This window comes from Staphylococcus pseudoxylosus (genome assembly GCF_044794325.1).
Taxonomy (GTDB): Bacteria; Bacillota; Bacilli; order Staphylococcales; family Staphylococcaceae; genus Staphylococcus; species Staphylococcus pseudoxylosus.
Map to the genome: position 1 here is coordinate 2,836,035 of NZ_CP085024.1, position 22,701 is coordinate 2,858,735.

Here is a 22,701-nt window from a genome sequence, read left to right on the forward strand (position 1 = left end):
TTGTATAATAAGCTTTATATTATTGGAAAAGAGGGATAAAATGAACGTACAAAAAGGTACAGCTTCGCTAACAAGAATTAACCTCATTGACGTTATACGTGGTATAGCTATTATAGGTATTCTATTAATTAATATTCACTTTTTTGAACCCTCTGATACAAAAAGTATAGAGATTAACACATTTGATAGTAAAGTTATTAATTATATAGAAATGTTCAGTTTAAATAAATTTCATTTTATATTTGCTTTTTTGTTTGGTGTCAGTACTTCTATTTTTATAAATAATTTACAAAAAAAAGGGTTAACCATTTGGGTACATATACGTCGAATGGTTCTTTTATTTATGGTGGGCGCAACAAGTTCCTTATTATGGGATGGTGATATTCTTAAACTATATGCAGTCATGGGCTTACTTTTACTACTTTTCCAAAAGATCCGAAATACAATAAAACTAATTTGTGGTGTCTTTTTGATTATTTTGGGGAATTTTCTACCTGTATTAACGAAATTTTTAGAAATAAAAGGGATTCATATTCCTAATTTGCTTAATTCATTTGTTTTATTAATGGTCATGCTCTCAACATTAGGACATATGTTATTAGGACAAGCCCTTTACTATATCGGTATTTTTACAAATAAAAGTTTATTGCCTAAATTAAAAAAATATTGGGTACTATTTTTAACACTTACCCTCCTTATATGGGTACTTGCATTATTCATTCAAAGTAACGAATTACTGCATAGCTTTAATCAGAACAGTGGTCCTATTATTGGTATATTTTATATACTAACAATTTTATTACTATATCAAATTACACCAGTACAAAAATGCCTTTCTATATTGATTCCGTATGGGAAAATGGCATTCACGAATTACTTAGGCCAAACAATCATAGGCGTTGTTATTTTAACACCGATTCTTTCAAATTATACTGTCCATACTTATGGCATGCTTTTATTATATGTGGCAATTGTTGCATTTCAGGTTGTTTTTTCATTCATATGGATGCATTATTTTTTATTTGGTCCATTAGAATGGTTATGGCGTTGTGGTACATATTTAAAAATCCAACCCATTAGAAAATCAAACAACTTCTTATAAAACAATTAATCGTTTTAGAGTAAATCCTAAAGAATATGACCTATTAGAAGCTTTATTTATTCAATTTCCCAGTCAATGTCTGAAACAAAATCTTATAGATGATAGGGCTATTTTATTGATAGTACAAAACTGAAAGCTAATATCAATAGATATACATTTGTGTAAAAAAGAGTATTCAAAACTATGAATCAAAAATGAATGAAGATTCTAAAGCTCTATATCATGAATTAATAAAAGGCAAAATCATACCTAAGATTAAAGAAGTTAATGATTATGAATTAACACAAGAAGAAATAGATTTAATTTGTATTCATTTGGATAAAGAAATCAAAGATTTAAATCATCATATTGAACATGAAAAATGTATTCGGTTAAGAAAGCAAGCACGTCAAAAGCGAACTAAAATCAAGGAAAATTGATGTAGAACCTGTTTTTAGATTTATGATGGCTATTTTGGGATTCACTCGAATGTCGGCGCGAGGCATAAATAAAGTCAAAAGAGCACTTGGATTTATATTAATGGCACTTAATATAAGAAAAAGGCAATTTCTATATTATTTGATATACTCCCTTCAAAGTAGACACTGAAAAAGTGAAAACTTTGAAGGGAGCATATCATTTCAATAGAAATTGCCTTTTTTCACTTGGCCAAGAACTTTATGTCCCATGCTCTTAACCGTGTCGAATTTCAAACCAGTAATAACAAAACTTAATTTGTGAACAATTATCTATGGTACTTTGCTTTTTCCTTCTCCACTTTGTTTAAGTCTATTGGTAATTATCACTAAGTTTAAGCAAATGCTGTGCATTTTTATAATTAGTTTTGGCTTAGTCTTCTTCCGATAACCCTAATTCCTCTAAAAATGTTCCAAGCTCTTCAGGTTTAATATATGGATAGTCAGCAGCGTAAAGTATTCTATCTATGCCAAATGTATTTTTAACCATTTCAACCGGAAGCGCCCATTACTAAAATTTTTTATTGTTTTCCATCATAATCACCTTTCATCTCATTGTTTAATCAAAATATTACGTCCATATCGATAATATTATTTCTGAAAAACCTTCTGGCTTCTGAATATATCCTAAATGTCCGCCAGGTATGTCAGCGATTCTGATACCCGTTTGTTCAGCAATATAGAAATTGACATCTTGAGGAAATGAACCCTTAGAGTCAGTTCCATTTAATAACGTTATGAGGTCTTTGTACTGTAATAAATCTCCTAATTTAATATCAGAATGGGTGTACTGTCTAATTTCATATTCCGCCCAAAACATCATGCGTTCATATTGTGCTTTCTGCATTTCATCATCTTCGGAAACAGGTTGCGACATACTTTTTTCATCGATTGCTGAAATATTCAACGTTTCTCCGAAAGTTTTCATACCTATTTGCAAACCTTAAGTTAAGACTTGTTCTACAATTTCATTATTTTTATCTTTCCAATATTTACTATCTGGTAAAAACGTATTAATGGGCGGCTCATGAAAAGCAGTTTGTTGAATTACTTCTGGATAATCTTTTAAAACATGCATGGTAACGATAGCGCCAGAACTAGACCCAAGTAGATATACTGGTTCATCGCTTAAGTGTTTCGCCAGTTCTGCAATATCCTTGGCATCACGTTTAACACGATAATCGTCATCGTGTTTTTGCGCTCGTTCAGGAAGAGGTGCGGTTAACTCACTATAACCATAGTCACGACGGTCTACAGCTACGACGGTAAAGTTATCTTTCAACTGCTCTGCTAAAGGTAAAAATATATCACCTGTACCATTGGCTCCTGGCACTAAAATAAGTATAGGGCCTTGCCCTACTTTATAATAATTTAATGTCGCGCTTTCTAATTCAAATTTATTCATTTTGCTTCCTCCAGTTATAAAAATTCGAGTTGCACTACTTAATAAGTTATCTATATGATATTTCCCTTTCATATACTTAATACTCTTTTCCCACTGTCTAAAAATGCATTTAACTTTCATAATAATATAACCGATGTACGGTATATTATTAGCAACCCTGTGAATTAACCCACATTTGAAGCGATAAATAGTACTTAACAATATTGTTAAGTTTTTGCAGTATTTTAACTTCATTTATCAGTATCAAATATAGTTATAAATATTAGTTATTATTTATCACTGGCACGAGTATGTGTGAATCATAGTCCCCACCTGTGTAAATATTATGTGTACCTTTATTTACAGTTTCGCCGTGTTCATAACGTGTTTTGAGTCCAGGTGTACTATTTTAACAACTTCGCTTGCTTTGACAACGACTTGAATACTTTCACCTTGTTTGAATAATGTACCAGAAGGTAAAATTTCAACTTCTACAGGTACGATTTCTTCTTTATTAAGTTTATCTTCGCTTTCATGTGTATGCCATGGTTGTAGCGTTGTGGATTTATCTTGATCTAATTCACGGTGAGAGACACGTAACCAATCCGACGCAACTTGCCCATCTTATATGGTTAAAAGTATGATGACTTATTTGATCGAACATATTGATGTAAATATAGGGTTCTACAAAACAATGTTTATTATTGGAAAAGTTTCAATGTTGCAAGAGAAGTTACATATGCTGATTCAAAATCATCTAAGCGCATATAAAAGTAAAGACAATAAAATAGTCGAAAGGCATGTCTTCTATTTTATGAGTTATGTTTCTGGAGCAGGAATTGCACTATTGAAACATTGGGTTCAAGATGAGAAAAGAATTAAAAAAGAGGATTTTATTCATCATTTTTATAAGATTGTGACAGAAGGAACTATAGGCATTGTTAAAAAATCAGTTTAGACGTCTCTATGTTTTAAATCTCTATTATTTTTAATGTGTTATCATTAATTTACTAATCGAACCCATATTAAAAATGGCCGCATCCATAGCATATCTATGAATGCGACCATTCGGTGGTTTTAATTATTTAATTGACTGTGTGCAGTTCACATATATTTCTCTAAGTCTTTTATTTATTTTCTAGATTTTTATTGACGATTGCTTTTTTAGACGGAATGGGAACAATGAAACTAGAAAAAGGTAATTTACTTATTAAATAAATTGATAATACTGAAACACATAATACAATGATATATGAAACAACAAACGTAGATGGATTATTTACAATAGCAACATACGGCGTTTGTCTATATACCATAATTATAAAAACATGAATTAAATAAATGCCCATAGAATAATTACCTATAACCGTTAACGTTTGAGTTAGCAATGTATGATTTTTAACATGATTATAAAATATGATTAATAAAGCCAAAAAAATTGGTATATATACGACATTAGCAACATTTGTCGAACCATATAAATTTGTGACATCAATTTTAATCATTAAATCGACAAATAGAAGTAGTCCAATGATTTTGAAATATATTTTATATTTTAAAACAATATCATTAATTTCCTTATAATACTTCGCATAACCGATACCGAGGAAAAAGAAAGATATCCAATTTAAGATAAATACTTTACTGTTAACGAACGTACTCAACATTTCACTATGCAAAGTAACTTTGCCACTACCATAGCTTAACCAAAACACATTAATAAGCGTACCTATTATATATGCAATAATAAGGGGTGCTCCTTTTTTCAATTTATGCACAAAAGGAAATAATACATAAAATTGAATCACTACTAAAATAAAGTACAAATGAATTTCCGCAGTCCCTAAAAGATAATACTTAATTATTGGTGTTCCTGCTGGATAATATGTATTCCCTAAAAGCATTCTCAATATGATATATAAAGTAGTCCAAAGTATATAAGGTATTAAAATTTTTGTGAATCTAGATTTAATAAAATAAGGTAGTTCAAACTCACGCTTTAGTGTCGAGCTTGTAAGTAAAAACGCACTAATTACTGCAAAAATAGGCGTACCTAACCTCGCTATTTGATTAAAATAAGATAAAACTGGGTCTACGATAACCCCATTAGAATTATATAATTGTGCTGTCAAATGTATACAAAGCACTAACATCGTTGCTATAGCTCTTATGACAGGGATTTCTCCATAGTATTTCATATACTGCACCTCTAAATTTGTTATAAGCATTTTGTGAATTTAATAAAATTACAACTAATTTATGATAACACGTATTATAAAATTAAAATACAAATAATATGTAATTATAATTGGAAATACATACAATTCATCTGCAAGTAATTAAGATGTATTTATGTTCACACCATCGTCCATCAATATAAGTAGCTCTTTTATGATTTTCAAAACCTAGTATGCACTTTATCTTCTTATAGTTAATATAATTGAAACATTTTAATAAAAAGAGGACAGGATGGAAACTAAAATTTTCAAATTAGTTTCTTAACTCTGTCCTCATAGTACTGACTAGATAGCTATTATATATTTATTTGCTCGTAATAAATTATGCTTTTATATTTTTAGGAATAATAATTTGCGCTACAATGATGCCAATAATCATTAGAGCTACACCTGTAATCATTGACCAAGCAGCTGCTACGCTAGCACTATTTGAAACTTGTAATGCCGCAAAAATAGTCGTATACATTGCTATACCAAAAGCACCACCTAAAGTAGCACTCATCTTATAAAGACCTGATGCAAGCCCGACCTTTTCATCAGGAATAGTTAATATCGCAACAGTTAGACCAGGTGTCGCACATAAACCATTACCAATGGCGCAAATGACAAAACCAAACGTAACTGCTGCAATATACCATTCAGATGGTAAAATAGTTAAACTGATAAATATAATACCAATTGCAGGAAAAGCTGGCCCTAATAGTAACATTGGTTTCCCGCCATGCTTCATCGCAATCTTCTCGCCTAAACGTATCATTAAAATTGCCATAATCACATAAGGCACCGTAACTAATCCCGACTGGAATGAACTCAAACCTAGTTCAGTCTGGGCATACATATTAAATACCGTTGTGATACCTACAGCAGAGTTTAAAACAAAATTGATCACAGATGATCCCATTAAACCACGATTGCGGAATAACTCAAAATCTATAAATGGTAAGTGTTTACAGCGCTCAAAGAAGTAAAATATAATAGTCGAAATAACAAAGATACTTAGACAAATCATTGAAAAAGGACTTGTCCAACCTTGTTCAAAGCCTTGTGTTGCAAATAAAGTAATACTTCCTATAAGTACCGCAAATATTAACATACCTACATAATCAAAAGGCCGTTTGTCTATAACTTCTTTAGCTTCTTCTTTTGTACCAAGTAATAATATAAATGCAATAGTTGCAATGAGGATAGATAGTATAAAGTTAGATTGCCAATTAATATATGTAGCAATCAATCCTCCAACCATAGAGGCTAAACCTATGCCACCTACACTACCAATCATTAAATAACTGAAAGCTCTACGTAATGCTTTACCATTAAATTGATCGTTGAACACACCAACTGTTGAAGGTAATAATATAGCTGCAGAGACCCCTTGCAAAATTCTACCAATAAGTAGTAGTGCTGTAATATCAGAAATAATAATTAATAGTGACCCTATAATACTTAAAACAATGCCAATATAAGTCATTTTTAAGCGGCCAATTTTATCTGATATATCACCTGCACCTACCATAAAAATACCCGTTGCAAAAGAAGTGATACTAACAGACAAATTCAAAATTCCTGGAGTAGTATGATAAGTCTGTTGAACTGGTGTTGATATATTTATAAACGATTGGGCAAACAGCCAATACGTTAATATACTTAAGACAATTGCTAAAATCAATTTATTGCCAGAGCGTGAATGTTCGCTTGTGCTCATGATGTAAAACGCCTCCTAATATCAATAATAAAGCTAGAATAACGAAAGTTTCTTAAAAATCTTTCATCATCCTGCTCCTAACTGATAATATCACAGAAATAACGTATGATCGTAAGCTTTATAACGTTTTCAGTTATTTTTTAGTAACTTTTCCTATTTCAACTTATTTAAAACCTAATAATAAATTCAATGTTTGTACCACACCATCTTCATCGTTATTTTTTGCTATTAAATTAGCTTCTTCTTTCAATTCTGGATATGCATTGTCCATCGCAACTTTATATTTAGCTGCTTTAAACAAATCAATGTCATTTAACCCGTCCCCAAAAGCTATTGTTTCTGCAGGACTTATTTGGAGTAATCGTTGTATTCTACGAATTGTTGTCCCCTTATTGACGCCTAAATCAGCTATATCAATCCACTCATCATCTGAAGCTATAATATAAACCTCTGACTCGTAATGTTTTATTTGACTAGCAGTAGTCTTACAATTTCCCGTAGCATCATGAACTGAAATTTTTAAGAAATCATCTTCAACTTCAGCGAAATCATTGATGTACGTTACGTTTTGAAATGAGCCATGCACAATTTTCTTTTCAATTTCTGGTATATGATTTAATACATAAGCGCCCTGTTCAGTACAACCTAATATGGTTTGTGTTTGGTCAATATCTTGAATTGTCTGTATAATTTCTTTCCCTTTTTTATTTTCAATTTTGGCATTATAAATAAACGCTCCATTATATTTAATCCTCGTTGCACTATCTCCAACAATAAATGTATCTTTGGACAACTCTCCAATAATACTTTCCACACGCTCACATTGTTTTCCAGTACAAAATACAAAACGAATTTGATGTTCTTCACAATTTTCTTTTAATAATTGAAAAGATTCACTATTAAATTGACTGTCACTATTTAAAAAAGTACCATCCATATCTGCAACAATAAGCTTAATGTTCACTTTAATGCACCCCTACGATTCATATTTATGCTAATTGTATCTATTTGTTATCAGAAAAAACAATATTTACATTCTATAAAACAAACATTCTATTATTAAGTAAAAAATAGATAACTTTTACCATATTAATAGTTGATATATAATAAATATATAAATTTATTATGAAAAAATCATACAAATAACGCTTTTATTTAAGGGGAGCAAATATTATGGAGCTCAGACATATGAAGTACTTCGTGGAAGTGGTTAACTTAAAAAGCATGACTAAGGCAGCGTCAAAACTGTTTATTACGCAACCTACCATTAGCAATACAATCAAATTATTAGAAGATGAATTAGATGTTACTTTATTTCACAGATTTAAAAATCAAATTTATTTAACAGACGCAGGCGAAGCATTTTTCTTCCAATGTAAGGAGATGCTAAAAATGTATGATAACATTCCTAACGATTTAAGCAATTTATTAGAAATGAAGTCCGGCCATTTAAGAATAGGCATACCCACTATCATTAATATACGAAAGTTGATTAGTTTAATTTCTCAGTTCCATGAATCTTATCCCAATGTAACTTTTCAACTTTTTGAAAATGGAAGTAAAAAAATTGAAAATGATGTTTATTATGGAGATTTAGATATGGGGATTACCGTTTTACCAACTGACACTAAAATTTTTAGTACTTTTTCATTTTTAGAGGAGTCTTTAAAACTCGTCGTACATAAAAACCATAAACTAGCCGATAAACATAAAATAGATATAGAAGACTTAGTAAATGAAGCGTTTATTTTATTTAATTCTGACTTTTACCTAAACGATAAAATTATTAATATTTGTAGAAACCATGGATTTAATCCAAATGTTATTTTTGAAACAACACAATGGAGTTTTATTGGAGAAATGCTTTTAAATAATATGGGTGTTTGTGTGCTACCAGAAGGCATTTTAGAATTATTAGACTCTGATTTAACAGCAATAAACATCAATGAAGCATCGATGAAATGGGAGTTAGCGCTTATTTGGAGAAGAGATACAATAGTCGATTCACTTACTAAAAATTGGATTAAATTTTTACAAGAAAACTTTTTATTGAATGATTAAAGAACAAGGCATTTGTAAATTTTATACCTTTATAAATTATAGATATTTTATAGTTATAACTGCTCCTCCTATAATTTAATGTGTAATAAATAATAGAAATGGGAGCTAAGTTATGGAAAATTATAAGTATCCGAACGACAGTAAAATCATTAGTACTGATCAAGTATTAATTAATGATTTAAACAATTATAATACCTTATTTGGTGGCGTATTAATGAAAAAAATTGATAATAACGCTACTTTATCAGCACGAAGACATGCTCGGGTTAAAGAATGTGTGACTGCATCCACTGATTCTATAGAATTTTTACATCCAATTACCCAATTAGACTCTGTTTGCATTGAATCTTATGTAGCTTACACAGGTGAAAAATCAATGGAAATATTTTGTAAAGTAATTGCAGAAGATATGATAACTGCTGAACGAAAAATAGCTGCAGTTGCCTTTTTAACATTTGTTGCTCTAAACGAACACAAAAAACCGATCAAAGTAGCAAATATCACACCTCAGACACATGAAGAAAAATTATTGTATATGCATGGAGAAGATAGAGCAAACATGCGAAAGAACAGACGTCAACAAAGTAAACACCTTATTCAGTCACTTAATACAGTTAAGCCATGGTCATTGGAGGTTGTAAATAAATGATAAGCGAAATGGAAAAACTACAACAAATTAAAACGAATCTGTCTCAATTACAAGTTCATTCACCCGAACTCTACTTAAAATTAGAATATATTGCCAGTTTAACTAGACAACTGAGTATACATTATAAATATTTAGGGCTACTTATGTTTTCAGAAGACGCATATGTTATTGAGGAAAATAGACCCACTTTAATTAGGGATTCTGTTTTAAGTTTATATGAACAAGAAGTTGAAAAAGTAAAAAATAATGAAGCATTTAATGATTTCTGTGGCATGATACAAAATTTTCAAGATATAGCTTATTCACAAGTATTTCTCATTATTTTAGGGGCTGAACCTAGCTTCGTATTCCACAATACGATTATTAAATAATTAGAACAAGCTTTTAAAAATGAGGTGTACTTTATGAGCATATCCGAATGTAGATATGTATGCGTCAAAAATAACCAATCCTTTACAGTAGGTACACTATATTGGTTATTTCCAACAGATGTTACAACTTTAGATGAAAACTATGCTTACGTTTCCAATGATGGCCAACTATTAACAGAATCATATAAAGCAAATTATTTTATAAAAGCCAATAATTTAGTAAATCATAGTTGTTAGTATAAAACATGCTTAATATCATTATACCGATAACACAACATCACTTCCTACCCCGTAAATCATCAATAGTAATTAAAATCAAACACCAAAACGCCGTTTCCCTTATCCTAGCGTTTTGATTCTTGATTTCAATATGATAAATCGTTGGATAATGTAAGCATTGACATAGATTAAAATGGCCGAGACATCATTTTGATGTCTCGGCCATAAACGTTATATTGACAGTATTTACCATAATCAAATATTTTATATATTATTTAAGTTTACTTCTTTATTTTCTTCTTTGTTTTCAATAATATATTTTAATTTTTCGGCCAGTACATTGCCGAAAGACTCCGAATAAGTATTTGTCATATGATCCATATCTCTATAAACGTTAATATTTCCAATTACTGGTGTATATTGATTGTCTACTTTAAAAAATTCAGTAGGGTCAAATTTATATAGTCTCTCATCATTTTTAGCAAAATCTTTCCAATATGATGTGTCTTTTTGGCTTTCAAAGTCATTCATTTTTTTGATTGTCTTCTCTTCACCAAATTTTTCAAATTCTTCAGGAACACTAAAATCATAAGTTGGAATATCTCTTATAGCAAGAACATCCATACCATACTCATCTTTTACAATATTCAGTTGATTGATCATTTGATTTTGAATCCATTTACTATCACTAGCAGCAGAAGTTGCATGTGAAACAACTAAGTCTATATCTTTATGGTGCTGTAAATAGTTGTTAACATTTTCAACCCATTTTCCTTTAGGGCTATCATCTTCATAACCAGTAGAAAAACGTGTTCCAGAACGCGTAATATTCAATATTCTATAACCATTTTTATCTGCAGCTTTAATAAATCCACCAAGCCAATGCTCAGAGTGAGAACTTCCAACTAGAGCAATTGTAGCTTTATAATTCTCTGTTTTACCATATTCACCTACTTTTACATCTGTTTCTTTAAGGTTTTGATTACTATTATCGAGATGAGATTCAGGTAAATCATCAAACACTTTTGCAAAATTTGGCATAGGTGTTTGCTCTTCAATTTCTCCACTTTTGGCCACTGCATCTACACCCGGATAGTCTTTATGACTTATTTCCTTATCAGAGCCACTGTTTTTCACTACACCCATCACAAATAATGACACAATTAAAATTAAATTGACTAATAACACTTTACCTAACTTTGAAAAAGCTTTTTTATTATTTTCACCCTTTCTAATAGGTGCTTCAATAAATCTCGTCATAAAGAAAGATAAACCAATGGATAATAAAATAATCATAATACCAGATATTAGTCCTGGCTCTTCTGCAATTTTAAACTTATAGAAAGAAAGTAATACCCAGTGCCATAAATAAATACCAAAGGATATGCCACCTAGTTTGGTCATAATAGGTAATGCTAAAAATCTTTTTACACCATATTTTGTATTCACATTACCTGAAAGAACGATAAGCAATGCACATGTCATTGGCCATAAGGCAATATAGCCTGGGAATAGTTTAGACACATCGAATAAAGCACCTGTTAATATCAATCCTACTAAACCAACCCATCCAATAATCGTAGCTACTAAACGATTGATTTTGATTCGTCCTAAATTAACACATAATAAACCACCTAAAGCAAATTCCCATACCCTTGTAAATGTAATAAAATATGCAAAAGGCTGATTTACTTGGGTAAGGTATATAGAATAAATAAATGACACTATCAATATGGTTGTTAGTAAAAAGTTAACAAGTTTTTTGCCATTCGATAGTGCGTATCTACGTACTAAATATAAAACAAATGTAAATAATACAAACCAAATAAGATAAAATTGACCTTGGATAGACATGGCCCAAAAATGTTCAAGTGGACTCTTCATTTGGTTAGCATCTAAGTAATCTGTACTACTAAAAGCAAGTTGCCAATTTTGATAATAAAATATAGAAGCTAGTGCCTCTTTAATCGTTTTCGTTAAAATCGTAAGCGGTAAGAAGAAGAAACTTAACACCAATGTCACCAAAACTATAAACAATGCCGATGGTAAGAGACGCTTCAATAATTTAGATATGTATGGCCAAAACTTATATTCTCCAGTTTTATTTATAGTTGAGATAATAGATGTTGTAATTAAAAAACCTGATATTACAAAGAAGACATCCACGCCTCCCGACACTCTTCCAAACCATATATGATAAATAGCGACAAGTAGTGCTGCTACTATTCTTAGTCCTTCAATTTCAGGACGAAATTTGCGTTCAATATCAATTAAATTTTTATTTTGATTCATTTTAATCCCCTTAATAAAATATAACTCATTACTTCTTACGACTTGTTTGATGATAGAAAACATATAAGCGCGTGACAGAAGCTTGACAAACTTTTTTCTGTCTCCCCTCTGTCTACGCTTCAATCAAATCACATGACACAAATATTAAAAATCACATAACTATTTTCAACAGAAATACCACTACACATAGCTACTTCACATCATTCATTTCGTCGAATTTTAAGCGCTAAATTACCATTGATAGTTGGATAAATAGTAGCTGTTGTTGAAGATATTTTTATTTTCTTAGTAAATCCGTATTTAATATTTATTGCTTTATAATCATCATAAACAATTATAATGTTATAAACACCTGTAGCCAGTGTCTCCAATAGATGTTGATTTAACATGATTGTAAAAAAACTATCTTTCAATGACATGTCTTCGTAAGTTATATTTTGTTTATAATCCGTACGACTTTCTAATTGAATTTCTTTTATTCTGTTATCTTTCAAATTATTAACTTCTATTTGAAGGTACATAGCTTTTTCCATTACTTGTAAATTTTTTAGGTTTGCAAATGGGGGTGTTATTCTAAAATCATAGCCATCAATAGCTTTTGATTCATAATGGTTAGCAGCTATTTTTTCTAAAAATTTATGGCCCCTTTTCAACCATTCAAAATACGCTTCAAATTTATTAAAATCATTGTCATAAATCGCTGCTACAGCAGAATTAAACTTAGCATCAATTTGTGGCACAATATGTTTTTTGACATATACATTTTCAAATGCTGTTTTAATCATTTCAAAAATATTTATCTTAGTTGCTTTTGGTGAATCTAAAAAGATATGAGAACTACAACTTGTTAATAAATCATATTCTAAATTTCGCAATAACAACTTATCTCTACGTTTTTTGTCTTTCATATTCAATATATATTCAAATATAGTTAGATCACTTTCTCTCTTTTTAATAAAATGAGTTCTTCTAACAATCGAAATATTATCTGAGTAGCGATTAATATGCACTCCAATACACGTTGTAGTTGTAACTTTTTGCGCTTTTTCATATACTCTCACAAAAAATAATTTATCTTCTCCAAAATGTAAATTTATTGGAAATTGTATATCATGTTTTTCAATTAACTTACGCTTAATAAACTTTCCACCAGGTCCTAAATAATAATATAAATAGGGAATTTTATAACTTTGCTCATTAATGTATGTCTTAGCTGTCATAAATCTCGCATGAACAGATTGATTTTTCTCTGTATGCTTAATGACTTTTGAAATAATTAAGTCGCTCTTATGCCATTTTTTATTTATTGAAATCGTTTCCAAAATATTCTGTTCTAACCAATCATCACCATCCAAAAAGTATAAATACTCACCGATACTATGTTTAATACCAGTATTTCTAGGTATAGATGGTCCGCCACTGTTTTGGGCTAATCTATACTTTTTAATATTAAAATTTTTATATCGTTGCAATATTTCCCATGTACCGTCGTTTGAACAATCATCAACAATAACTATTTCATATAAATCTGCGTCTAAACTTTGTTCCATTACTGAGTCCAAAGTTTTTTCTATTGTATTTTTATTATTAAAAGTAGTAATAACAATAGAAAAAATAATCTTTTTATCTTTGATTATAATCACCTTTTCATAGTTATATTAATACATTATGTTAATTTAAATATTATTATAACAATTTATACGTTATAATTGTTACAACTTATTAAATTTATTGGAGGCCAGTAACTTGCGACATATTAATCAAGAAGGTTCTATGCTCTATATTTCTTTCAATCAACAAAATAATAGTATTGGAAAATTATATGTTAAAAATGAATTTCATTCTATTTCGTATAATCCAGTAGATGAATTTTGTAATTTTGAAATTGATTTAAACGAAATTTTGAAAGCGTTTAAATCGTATAATAGAAGTAAAATTTTTTTAATTATGGAAGAATCCGATGCAATTATTACGACTCAAAAAAATATTAAGGTAACAGATGAGCAATCTTCTGTTTTTAATTTATCAGAGATTTCGGATGGCTCAGATGTTATTCATCCGTATATCACCAAAAATGGTTTTTTACATCTTTCTATGGAAAGTTATGTACCACAAAAAGTATTCTTTTCAAGACGACATATTGATGCGCTTAAATTTAACAATAGCGAAGCTTATATTACAGGAGAATTTTCAACATTAAATGCCATTGTACAAAAATCAAATATTGTAATACGCACGCGCTTTACGGAACGCGAAACTGAAATACCTTTGCCAATCACTTTGAAAAGTGAGAATAAGCGGACAGATACTACTAATTTTAAATTTTCAGTAGACATTTATAATGAATTGATCGACTTTATGAAATATCCTTTTGAAACAGAAGATGTTATAGATATTTATTTGAAAGTTGATGTACAAGAATCAGCTGAACCACTTCTAACCAAACTTGGTAATCCTAGAATTTTTACAGAACGGTTCCTTAAAGGGGAAATTATTACAGATTATAAAGAGGAAATTGTTTCTATCACACCCTATTTCACAATGAAAGGTCGGAACTTATCTTTTCGCATAAATCGCTATAGCATTGAAAGTTACCTGACTTATCTTCAAAGTCTGAAAACACCTTCATTAAAGAACCTATCAGTAAAATCAAAAAATAAAGTTTGGATTATCGGAGAAAAATCTTATAAAGCTCAAGATAATGGATATCATTTCTTTAAATATATGAGAACGTATCATCCAGAATTACCTGTTTATTACATTATTGATGAACACTCAAATGAAGCAAAAAATGTATTACCGTTTGGTAATGTCATTTACTATCAATCTCCTGAACATTTTTCGATAATGTTGCAAGCAGATTATATTTGTTCAACACATCATCCAGAATTATTGTTCCCAACCAATAGCGCAGCCTATACAAGAAAAATCACTGCCACTAGAGTGTTTTTACAACATGGTGTCTTAGGCACTAAAAATTTAACTCAGATTAATGGTAATCAATTAAAAGACTTCAATGTAGATGTCTTTATAACAAGTTCAGAGCGCGAAAAAGAAATTGTAGTTAGAGATCTAAATTTTGATGAAGCACAAGTTAAAGTTACAGGATTAGCTAGATTTGACGAATTGTTCAATAAAGATATTCAGACAAAAAATCAAATTTTAATTATGCCTACATGGAGAGATTGGTTAACTAACTATGAACAATTAGAATCCTCTGAATACCTAGAGCGTATGAATACTTTAATTAATAGTGATAAAGTCAAAAAAATTGCGGAACAAGGCACAAAAGTCATTTTTTGCTTACACCCTAACATGCAACCATTTATTGATTTATTTGATGTACCACAGCATGTTACAAGCATTAAGCAAGGCGATGTAAACGTTCAACAACTTATTCAAGAAAGTAAATTGATGATTACAGATTATTCAAGTGTTGCCTTTGATTTTAGTTTTTTAGGTAAACCTGTAATTTATTATCAATTTGATAAAGATCACTTTTTAGGAAAAGAACCGTCCCACATTAATGTTGAGGAAGAACTACCTGGATTAATCGTAAATAATCAAAACGATTTAGAGGCACAACTTACTAGAATAATAGCAAATGACTATACAATAGATGAAAGCGTTAACATAAAAGCGCAACGTTTCAATAACTTCAATGACCGTCATAATAGTGCACGCATCTACACAGAAGTTACTCAATTTAAAACAAAAAATCAATTTAAAAGTAAGTTGAAATACGATATTTTATCTCAACATTTATTTAAACGTTTTAGAAGAGATAAGCGTTATTTTAAAGTTATGGATAAGTATAATAGTGCAGTATCTAAAATGGTTCCTGTTAAGAAAGATTTAGTAGTATTCGAAAGTAATGTTGGTAAATCAGTTAGCGACAGTCCGAAGGTGATTTATGAGGCTTTAAAACAACACAGCGACCAATATCAAATTGTATGGGTTAGCAACACACAATACCCATTTAATGATGCGAACGTTAAATCAATAAAACGTTTATCACCAGAATATTATCACTATTTATCACGCGCTAAGTATTGGATTAACAATCAAAATTTCCCTTACTATATTAATAAGCCGAAAGATACACTTTATATTCAAACTTGGCATGGAACTCCACTCAAAAAAATGTTGAATGATATAGAAACTTTTGCAGGTCGCGATGATGGATATAAAAATCGCATTAATCATGCAATAAAATATTGGGACTATCTTGTATCACCAAGTCCTTATGCGACAGAATGCTTTAAATCTGCTTTTGATTTTCATAAAGAGATACTAGAGGTTGGGTACCCAAGAAATGACGTATTTTATCAAGATGAAGCTATATTAGAAAATGAAAGCATTCATATTAAGCAAAAATTAGGTATTCATGATGACCGTAAAATAATTTTATATGCTCCGACATTCCGTGACGATGAACTTACAAAAGCCAAAAAGCATATCATTAATCTGCAAATAGATTTATATGAAATGCAAAAACGCTTAAGTGACGATTATATCTTAATTTTACGTCCACATATTATTATCAGTAATGCGCTACAGTTAGACAGTAGTCTAGATAATTTTGTGATTAATGGCAGTGATTATAATGAAATTAGTGATTTATACCTCATTGCTGATATCTGTATTACTGACTATTCGTCAGTTATGTTTGATTACGCTAATACGAAAAAACCATTATTGTTCTTCACTTATGATCTTGAACACTATAAAAACAGTCTTAGAGGATTCTATTTTGATTTTGAAAATCAAGCACCTGGACCACTTTTAAAAACAAACGAAGACTTAATTCAATCAATAGAAAAAATCAATCAAGTTCAAGAAACTTATAAAGATAAATATGATGCATTTTATAATCGTTTCTGTACTTTTGAAACTGGCACTGCTGCTAAAAGTATAGTTCAACGCTTCTTTTAAAAACATATAATGGAGTAGCACAGAAAACATATTCTATAAGCAGTGTTTCTGTTCTACTCCCTCTAATATATTTTATAAAACAGCATGACGGAGGTTTACATATGTATAATCAGCTTACAATCATCTTACCTTTTTATAACAACGAAGCACACCTCAAACAATGCCTAGAAAGCCTTATTAATCAGACAAACCAACACTTTGAATTAATATTAGTTAATGATGGTGCACAAGATCTATCTGAAAAGTACTTATTTGAAACACTAGAAAATTATTCAAAGCAGCCTAAATATATTAAGTTAGATAAAAATCATGGTCATGCCTATGCAAGAAATAAAGGAATTGCTCATGTTGAAACACCCTATTTTATGTTTTTAGATGCTGATGATATCATCACGCCTTATACCATTGAAGTATACTTAAAGTATCTCAAACAGCAAGATGCAGTTATTTCGAAAATACAAGAATTTTCATTAAATATACCTAATTCTTATCTTGATGAAGATCTAACTGTTCATTACAAGCAGATTGATAAACATCCAGACTCCTTACTAAAACAAGATTCAATCAGTAATATTATATTCAAAACGAGCATTGTACAAAGTCATCATATAAAGCTTAATGAAAAGCTAAATATTTACGCTGATTGGTCATTCATTTTAGAATATAACAATTATGCAGAAACATTTGTTCAAATTGAAGGCATACCCTTTTACTTTTGTGGGGAGATTTACGATCCTTTTAAAACTGAAAAGTTGAGAGCCCAACCGTTTGAATCTATATTTCCAGACTATATAGACGCCTTTAAAGATGCTATTCAACGTGTTAATAGGCTCAATAATAAAAAATCATTAAAAAAATTTATAATACAGCACATGGTAGACAAACTGCATTTTTGGTTTGAACCAAATAATCAAAATAATGCAGTTCAATATCAATTCGCTAGCAAAATGTTAGCTGATATCATACCGATGATCAAACCAGCATTAAAATCAGAATCGCCTTTATTTAATTTAGAATTAGGATTTATTCAATTTGGTTTTACGCAACTTGCCATCAAACTTAATTACAAAAGGTATCGTTTACGCTTTTATAAAGCAATTTTGCTGAATAAACCGAATAAACATTATGCTAAGTATGTCTTGTTTAATAAAAATTCTGATGTGTCACATCAAACTGTAGTGTTCGAGTCGTTCGGTGGTAGTAGTTATAATGATAGCCCTAAATATATTTATGAGTATATGAAAGCACACTACCCAAACTTTCATTATTATTGGGTGTTTAGAGATACTGAAAACATAGCTGTACCAGAGGGTGTTAAGCCTATACAAAAACAAAGTGCTGAATACTACGATATTTATAAAAAAGCGCACGTTTGGGTTTCTAATGCACGATTACCATTATTTATTAAAAAGAAAAGTAATCAACTCTATATTCAAGTCTGGCATGGCACACCTTTAAAATTTCTAGCAAATGATATGACAGTAGTTCGCATGCCTAATACAACAACTGCCGCATATAAGCAATATTTTTATGAGTCTACACGGCGTTGGGATTATTTAGTATCACCGAATGCTTATTCTACTACTATATTTCAATCAGCTTTTTGGATGGCACGTAATCAAATTTTGGAAATTGGTTATCCTAGAAACGATTTACTCATCAACCATCAACATGATCAAGAACTACATCGTAAAATTAAAGATAAATTAGGAATCCCTTCCGATAAAAAAGTGATTTTATACGCACCAACTTGGAGAGATGATGAATACAGTATAGAAAATAAATATATTTCTAATTTAAAACTAGATATCAATCAACTTCGAAATCGCTTAGAGGACACATATGTAGTTTTATTCCGAATGCATTATTTAATTTCTAATGAGCTAGACCTTAGCCAATATACAAATTTTGCGATTGATGTTTCAAAGTATGACGATATTTCGGAATTATATCTGATTTCCGATTGCTTAATCACAGATTATTCTTCGGTCATGTTTGATTTTGGTATATTAAAGCGTCCTCAGATTTTCTATGCCTATGATATGGAGAAATACAGTACTGACTTGAGAGGTTTTTACTTTGATTATCTGAATGACTTACCAGGCCCTATTTATACAAATACAGAAGATTTAATTGAAGGATTGGAAAACGTTCAACAAATTGAGCAACAGTATCAGCCAAAAATCAATCAATTTTATAATCGTTTCTGTTCAATTGAGAATGGTAAAGCATCGCAATACCTCGGAGATTTAATTGCAAATAGAATACAGAATACAGGCAATTAAATTTTATAAGCTGGCAATAGTAGAAATAGAAGTTAGTGAAATATTGGGTTTAAAGCTTGCTGTATAACAGGAAATCACTTTTTAAATTTGATGGTGGTTATATTAAACGAAAATTATGATAAAAACGGGTAATTTTTTAATAAGGTGTATCTAACTATAGAAACATTTAGAGTAGTATTATTTAATAAATATAGGTAATGTCACTTTACCTTTTCATTCCAGAATCTATTACCTATATAATTAAAAGATCCGAGACATTTATCGATGTCTCGGATCTTTTCTTATTAGTAAATTTCTAACATCTTTTGATTAAATTAATTTAAATAGCTAGACAAATCATTGTAGCTAGTACTCGTCAGTAATTCTAAGTGTAGCGTTGAAAACAAACTTATATCTTTCTAAATTTTAAATCGGTCTTATTCATTATTATTGATTTGTGCTTGTAGTGATTGTGAATTAGACTGTGAAATATTGAGTAAATATTTGGACCTTGCCAATGATTGCTTACTATTATTATAGGAAACCCCAATTCGCTTGGAAAGTAACACCGTGACAAGTGACCCTAATATCGCTAACACTGTAATTGTGATAAATAATGACACATTCGCAGTTGGATTAACAAAAAAGATAATCACCGCAATAAGTATAGATACTATAGCGATACCGATTAATATTAGTGTAGCATACATATATTGCGTTGCTTGTTTCAAATCTTTTTGAAATTGTTCTTTGGAACGTCTATAGTAGAGGTTATTTTTGTATAATTTCAAATCTCTGTTTGCATCCATCGTTTGTGCAAAATCTGAAACTTCTTTATTGTCATCCTTTTTTAATGCTTCGATGATTGGTTGATAACCAAATGTAAGTGCAATTTTTTTCTCTTTTACTGTGCCCTTTGCCAGCCGGTTCAATTCTTCTAGTTTTTGTTGGTTCATTGTTTCCACTCCCGTATTGTTTAATATTGATCCGTGTTATTAAGCTAGCGCTCACTTATCCATTGAGACTGCTATTTTGTTAACAATAGGTGCTTCTAAACAGCATCATTTTTTTGATAATTCTGTTTTTTGTGAATTTTGAACTTGAGTTTGCGTCTCTGTATTATTATCTTGCTTTTCTTGGCTGTTGGCTACATGACTACCAAATAAAGTACCTGAACCTAGCACGGCACATAAAAAGAGTCCACCTAACCAAGTAAAGAACGTTGGTTTTTTTCTTCGTTCATAGCGTTTTGCTTTTTCAGCATCATCATCTAATAAGGTGCCGACATCGATGTTCTGCGGTCCAGCCACGTTACTGAAATTTGATTGATTTGAATCATTATTTGAAAAACTTAGAGCCTGTTGTTTAATTTCCATAGCACGCGCTGAGATACTTAAACTTGTTTGATTACTTTGTTCTAGTTGTTGATTTAATCGATCTAGATGACTTCTATTATTTTGAAGTTCCATTTCTTTAGAACGAATCGATTCATCTTTATCTGCGCTTTCTCTTTTTGATTTCTCTAATTCTACTCTTAACCAATTAATTTCATCTGTCATTTGTGAATCTTTTAATTCATAATCAGTTACTTTTTGATTCACTGCTAAATCTAAACGTTCATTAAATGTTGCTTCATTATGAATTAAATCTTGTTCTAACTTACTAATTTCTCCTCTAAGTTTGTCGACATCTTCACTTCTTTTTTGGACTAATGTTTCCACATCTTTTTCCATAATATTTTGAAGTTCCGACTTTTTAGTAGCTATAGTCTCTTGATGATGTTGAACGATGTCATCGACAATTTTAGTAATATACAAATCATAGTCATTTTTTACATTGGCATCTAGTACTTTAATTTGATTATTATAAGCATTTTTTGCTTTATCTGATAATGTCTTCTCATATTCACGAATACGATTTGTTAAAATCGGTCTTTCTTCTCTTTCTATTCTTTCTTCCATGTCTCTGCGTGCCTTTTCGCTACGCTCGTTTTTACTTGTTTCAAATTCTTTTTCTAATTTTTTAGTTTGCTCTTCAACTTTTTTTGGAATAACTCCTAAATCTTCTTGTAATTTACTTTCAATTTGTGTGTATGTTTTATGATATTGAGAATCATTAGATTTATAATTACGCATTTTATCTGCTTCAATGCTTTTGCTCCACAAATCATTAACAAGCTGATTGAATATGCTGTTTATAATATCTTCTCTCTTTTTTTCTAAAACTGCTAATTTATCATTTTTTGCTTTATTAAAGTCGTCTTCTGTTAATTGTTCAAGTTTTCGGTAGGTAGGTAATATGTTTTCATTATAACCTTTGTCATCGACAATACTTCTAAATTCTAAATTTTCGTCATCTAAATATATTTTATCTATAAGTGAATCCAGTGTGTGATATAGATTACTCTTTAAAAACTGTATGTCTGAAGAATTTCCGTTTTTATTTATAGATATAACTTGTTTATTCTTTTTCTCATTAAACAATTTTTTCTTAGCTCCGTTTTTATTTTTAATTTGTTCTATAATCGCGTCTTTCAGTGGTTGTAATGTTTCAAAGTTTAATCCTTTACTTAAATCAGAAATATCATAGCCAGTAATATTGATTTCTTTTAAAATATCATTGTTTATAACTTTCAATTTGGACTCATTTTTATGAGGCATATAAAGTCTTAAACCAAAATTACAGTCAGGACGTTTAACCTCTTGAATATTATGTAAAGAAGTTAAGTCTGTAATACAGTATTCTCGATCTTCGAATATTTTGAATGGCTCATTTTCATCATTATGATCTATCGTCACATCAAATGATTGTACAATTTTTGAGGACCCTAAGATTTGTTTAAAAGAATCAACAGCATTCCCTTTAGAATCTCCTTTTCTCAATACTGGTGCAACGATTGGAACAATATATATCTCGGTTTCTCCTGCAAGTACATGGTCTAATTCTAAAGAACTAATATCTAAAACGTTATTGCTCATTACATGTCATCCTTCCATTCGAGTTATTGTTTAAAAAGTATTTTAATAATAC

Annotated in this window: 16 protein-coding genes and 4 pseudogenes; 10 read left to right on the forward strand and 10 right to left on the reverse strand. The window is 30.1% G+C overall.

The window, feature by feature from the left end:
* The first annotated feature begins 592 nt into the window (after nt 1–592).
* The 3 genes and pseudogenes from LG295_RS13500 (at nt 593) to LG295_RS13510 (ending at nt 1,690) form a co-directional block, all read left to right on the forward strand.
* Nucleotides 593–1,102 carry a DUF418 domain-containing protein gene (locus LG295_RS13500; RefSeq protein ID WP_404476900.1) on the forward strand — a complete coding sequence of 170 codons (510 nt, stop codon included), beginning with the start codon at nt 593–595 and terminating at the stop codon, nt 1,100–1,102.
* Nucleotides 1,080–1,515 (forward strand): annotated as a pseudogene (locus LG295_RS13505) (IS5/IS1182 family transposase); the annotation flags it as partial. The gene LG295_RS13500 and the pseudogene LG295_RS13505, both read left to right, overlap by 23 nt.
* Nucleotide 1,516: 1 nt before the next feature.
* On the forward strand, nt 1,517–1,690 hold the full coding sequence (locus LG295_RS13510; protein WP_404476903.1) for a hypothetical protein: 174 nt from the start codon (nt 1,517–1,519) through the stop codon (nt 1,688–1,690).
* A gap of 240 nt (nt 1,691–1,930) precedes the next feature.
* On the opposite strand, the pseudogene LG295_RS13515 reads toward LG295_RS13510, so the two are convergent.
* From LG295_RS13515 to LG295_RS13525, 3 pseudogenes are all read right to left on the reverse strand, one after another.
* Nucleotides 1,931–2,050 (reverse strand): annotated as a pseudogene (locus LG295_RS13515) (amidohydrolase); the annotation flags it as partial.
* A 78-nt stretch (nt 2,051–2,128) separates the two neighbouring features.
* A pseudogene (locus LG295_RS13520) lies at nt 2,129–2,962 on the reverse strand (alpha/beta hydrolase).
* A 262-nt stretch (nt 2,963–3,224) separates the two neighbouring features.
* Nucleotides 3,225–3,599 (reverse strand): annotated as a pseudogene (locus tag LG295_RS13525) (CocE/NonD family hydrolase C-terminal non-catalytic domain-containing protein); the annotation flags it as partial.
* A 36-nt stretch (nt 3,600–3,635) separates the two neighbouring features.
* Between LG295_RS13525 and LG295_RS13530 the strand changes: the two are divergent.
* The gene (locus LG295_RS13530; protein ID WP_404476906.1) at nt 3,636–3,899 is read left to right on the forward strand and encodes a TetR/AcrR family transcriptional regulator C-terminal domain-containing protein; all 264 of its coding nucleotides are present in this window, start codon (nt 3,636–3,638) and stop codon (nt 3,897–3,899) included.
* A gap of 169 nt (nt 3,900–4,068) precedes the next feature.
* On the opposite strand, the gene LG295_RS13535 is transcribed toward LG295_RS13530, so the two are convergent.
* From LG295_RS13535 to LG295_RS13545, 3 genes are all read right to left on the reverse strand, one after another.
* Nucleotides 4,069–5,139 carry an acyltransferase gene (locus LG295_RS13535; RefSeq protein WP_107558327.1) on the reverse strand — a complete coding sequence of 357 codons (1,071 nt, stop codon included), beginning with the start codon at nt 5,137–5,139 and terminating at the stop codon, nt 4,069–4,071.
* A 361-nt stretch (nt 5,140–5,500) separates the two neighbouring features.
* A complete protein-coding gene (locus LG295_RS13540; protein ID WP_107558622.1) occupies nt 5,501–6,880 on the reverse strand; it encodes an MFS transporter in 1,380 nt (459 codons plus the stop codon).
* A 163-nt stretch (nt 6,881–7,043) separates the two neighbouring features.
* Nucleotides 7,044–7,844 carry an HAD family hydrolase gene (locus LG295_RS13545; RefSeq protein WP_107530662.1) on the reverse strand — a complete coding sequence of 267 codons (801 nt, stop codon included), beginning with the start codon at nt 7,842–7,844 and terminating at the stop codon, nt 7,044–7,046.
* A 209-nt stretch (nt 7,845–8,053) separates the two neighbouring features.
* Between LG295_RS13545 and cidR the strand changes: the two genes are divergently transcribed.
* From cidR to LG295_RS13565, 4 genes are all read left to right on the forward strand, one after another.
* Complete coding sequence (gene cidR / locus LG295_RS13550) at nt 8,054–8,941, forward strand: cidABC operon transcriptional activator CidR (protein ID WP_107530661.1); 888 nt, start codon at nt 8,054–8,056, stop codon at nt 8,939–8,941.
* A gap of 112 nt (nt 8,942–9,053) precedes the next feature.
* Nucleotides 9,054–9,590: an acyl-CoA thioesterase gene (locus tag LG295_RS13555; RefSeq protein WP_107530660.1), complete on the forward strand. Its 537-nt coding sequence runs from the start codon at nt 9,054–9,056 to the stop codon at nt 9,588–9,590.
* A complete protein-coding gene (locus LG295_RS13560) occupies nt 9,587–9,961 on the forward strand; it encodes a hypothetical protein (RefSeq protein ID WP_107530659.1) in 375 nt (124 codons plus the stop codon). Before LG295_RS13555 ends, LG295_RS13560 begins: the two co-directional genes overlap by 4 nt.
* 33 nt (nt 9,962–9,994) lie before the next feature.
* The gene (locus LG295_RS13565; protein WP_107530658.1) at nt 9,995–10,198 is read left to right on the forward strand and encodes a hypothetical protein; all 204 of its coding nucleotides are present in this window, start codon (nt 9,995–9,997) and stop codon (nt 10,196–10,198) included.
* Nucleotides 10,199–10,444: 246 nt separating this feature from the next.
* On the opposite strand, the gene LG295_RS13570 is transcribed toward LG295_RS13565, so the two are convergent.
* Both LG295_RS13570 and LG295_RS13575 read right to left on the reverse strand, forming a co-directional pair.
* Entirely contained in the window at nt 10,445–12,472 is a 2,028-nt protein-coding gene (locus LG295_RS13570) for an acyltransferase family protein (protein ID WP_325999215.1), read from the reverse strand.
* Nucleotides 12,473–12,672: 200 nt separating this feature from the next.
* Nucleotides 12,673–14,115, reverse strand: a complete 1,443-nt coding sequence (locus LG295_RS13575; RefSeq protein ID WP_107558620.1) for a glycosyltransferase family A protein — start codon at nt 14,113–14,115, stop codon at nt 12,673–12,675.
* A 103-nt stretch (nt 14,116–14,218) separates the two neighbouring features.
* Here LG295_RS13575 and LG295_RS13580 point away from each other — a divergent pair, with 103 nt between their 5' ends.
* Together LG295_RS13580 and LG295_RS13585 are read left to right on the forward strand one after the other, a co-directional pair.
* A complete protein-coding gene (locus LG295_RS13580) occupies nt 14,219–17,407 on the forward strand; it encodes a CDP-glycerol glycerophosphotransferase family protein (protein ID WP_404476054.1) in 3,189 nt (1,062 codons plus the stop codon).
* A gap of 101 nt (nt 17,408–17,508) precedes the next feature.
* Nucleotides 17,509–19,692: a bifunctional glycosyltransferase family 2 protein/CDP-glycerol:glycerophosphate glycerophosphotransferase gene (locus LG295_RS13585; protein WP_404476055.1), complete on the forward strand. Its 2,184-nt coding sequence runs from the start codon at nt 17,509–17,511 to the stop codon at nt 19,690–19,692.
* Nucleotides 19,693–20,108: 416 nt separating this feature from the next.
* Here LG295_RS13585 and LG295_RS13590 read toward each other — a convergent pair whose 3' ends face one another.
* Nucleotides 20,109–20,627: a hypothetical protein gene (locus tag LG295_RS13590; protein WP_107531974.1), complete on the reverse strand. Its 519-nt coding sequence runs from the start codon at nt 20,625–20,627 to the stop codon at nt 20,109–20,111.
* A 105-nt stretch (nt 20,628–20,732) separates the two neighbouring features.
* Nucleotides 20,733–22,649 (reverse strand): hypothetical protein, encoded by a 1,917-nt coding sequence (locus LG295_RS13595; RefSeq protein WP_107531975.1) that lies wholly within the window; start codon nt 22,647–22,649, stop codon nt 20,733–20,735.
* Nucleotides 22,650–22,701 lie beyond the last annotated feature (52 nt).

What these genes read in the sequence shown, in the direction of transcription:
- LG295_RS13530 (WP_404476906.1), top strand. Translation starts at nt 3,636, where the DNA reads ATGTTTATTATTGGAAAAGTTTCAATGTTGCAAGAGAAGTTACATATG.
- LG295_RS13555 (WP_107530660.1), top strand. Translation starts at nt 9,054, where the DNA reads ATGGAAAATTATAAGTATCCGAACGACAGTAAAATCATTAGTACTGAT.
- LG295_RS13565 (WP_107530658.1), top strand. Translation starts at nt 9,995, where the DNA reads ATGAGCATATCCGAATGTAGATATGTATGCGTCAAAAATAACCAATCC.
- cidR (WP_107530661.1), top strand. Translation starts at nt 8,054, where the DNA reads ATGGAGCTCAGACATATGAAGTACTTCGTGGAAGTGGTTAACTTAAAA.
- LG295_RS13585 (WP_404476055.1), top strand. Translation starts at nt 17,509, where the DNA reads ATGTATAATCAGCTTACAATCATCTTACCTTTTTATAACAACGAAGCA.
- LG295_RS13560 (WP_107530659.1), top strand. Translation starts at nt 9,587, where the DNA reads ATGATAAGCGAAATGGAAAAACTACAACAAATTAAAACGAATCTGTCT.
- LG295_RS13535 (WP_107558327.1), bottom strand. Translation starts at nt 5,139, where the DNA reads ATGAAATACTATGGAGAAATCCCTGTCATAAGAGCTATAGCAACGATG.
- LG295_RS13570 (WP_325999215.1), bottom strand. Translation starts at nt 12,472, where the DNA reads ATGAATCAAAATAAAAATTTAATTGATATTGAACGCAAATTTCGTCCT.
- LG295_RS13595 (WP_107531975.1), bottom strand. Translation starts at nt 22,649, where the DNA reads ATGAGCAATAACGTTTTAGATATTAGTTCTTTAGAATTAGACCATGTA.
- LG295_RS13590 (WP_107531974.1), bottom strand. Translation starts at nt 20,627, where the DNA reads ATGAACCAACAAAAACTAGAAGAATTGAACCGGCTGGCAAAGGGCACA.
- LG295_RS13540 (WP_107558622.1), bottom strand. Translation starts at nt 6,880, where the DNA reads ATGAGCACAAGCGAACATTCACGCTCTGGCAATAAATTGATTTTAGCA.
- LG295_RS13500 (WP_404476900.1), top strand. Translation starts at nt 593, where the DNA reads ATGTTATTAGGACAAGCCCTTTACTATATCGGTATTTTTACAAATAAA.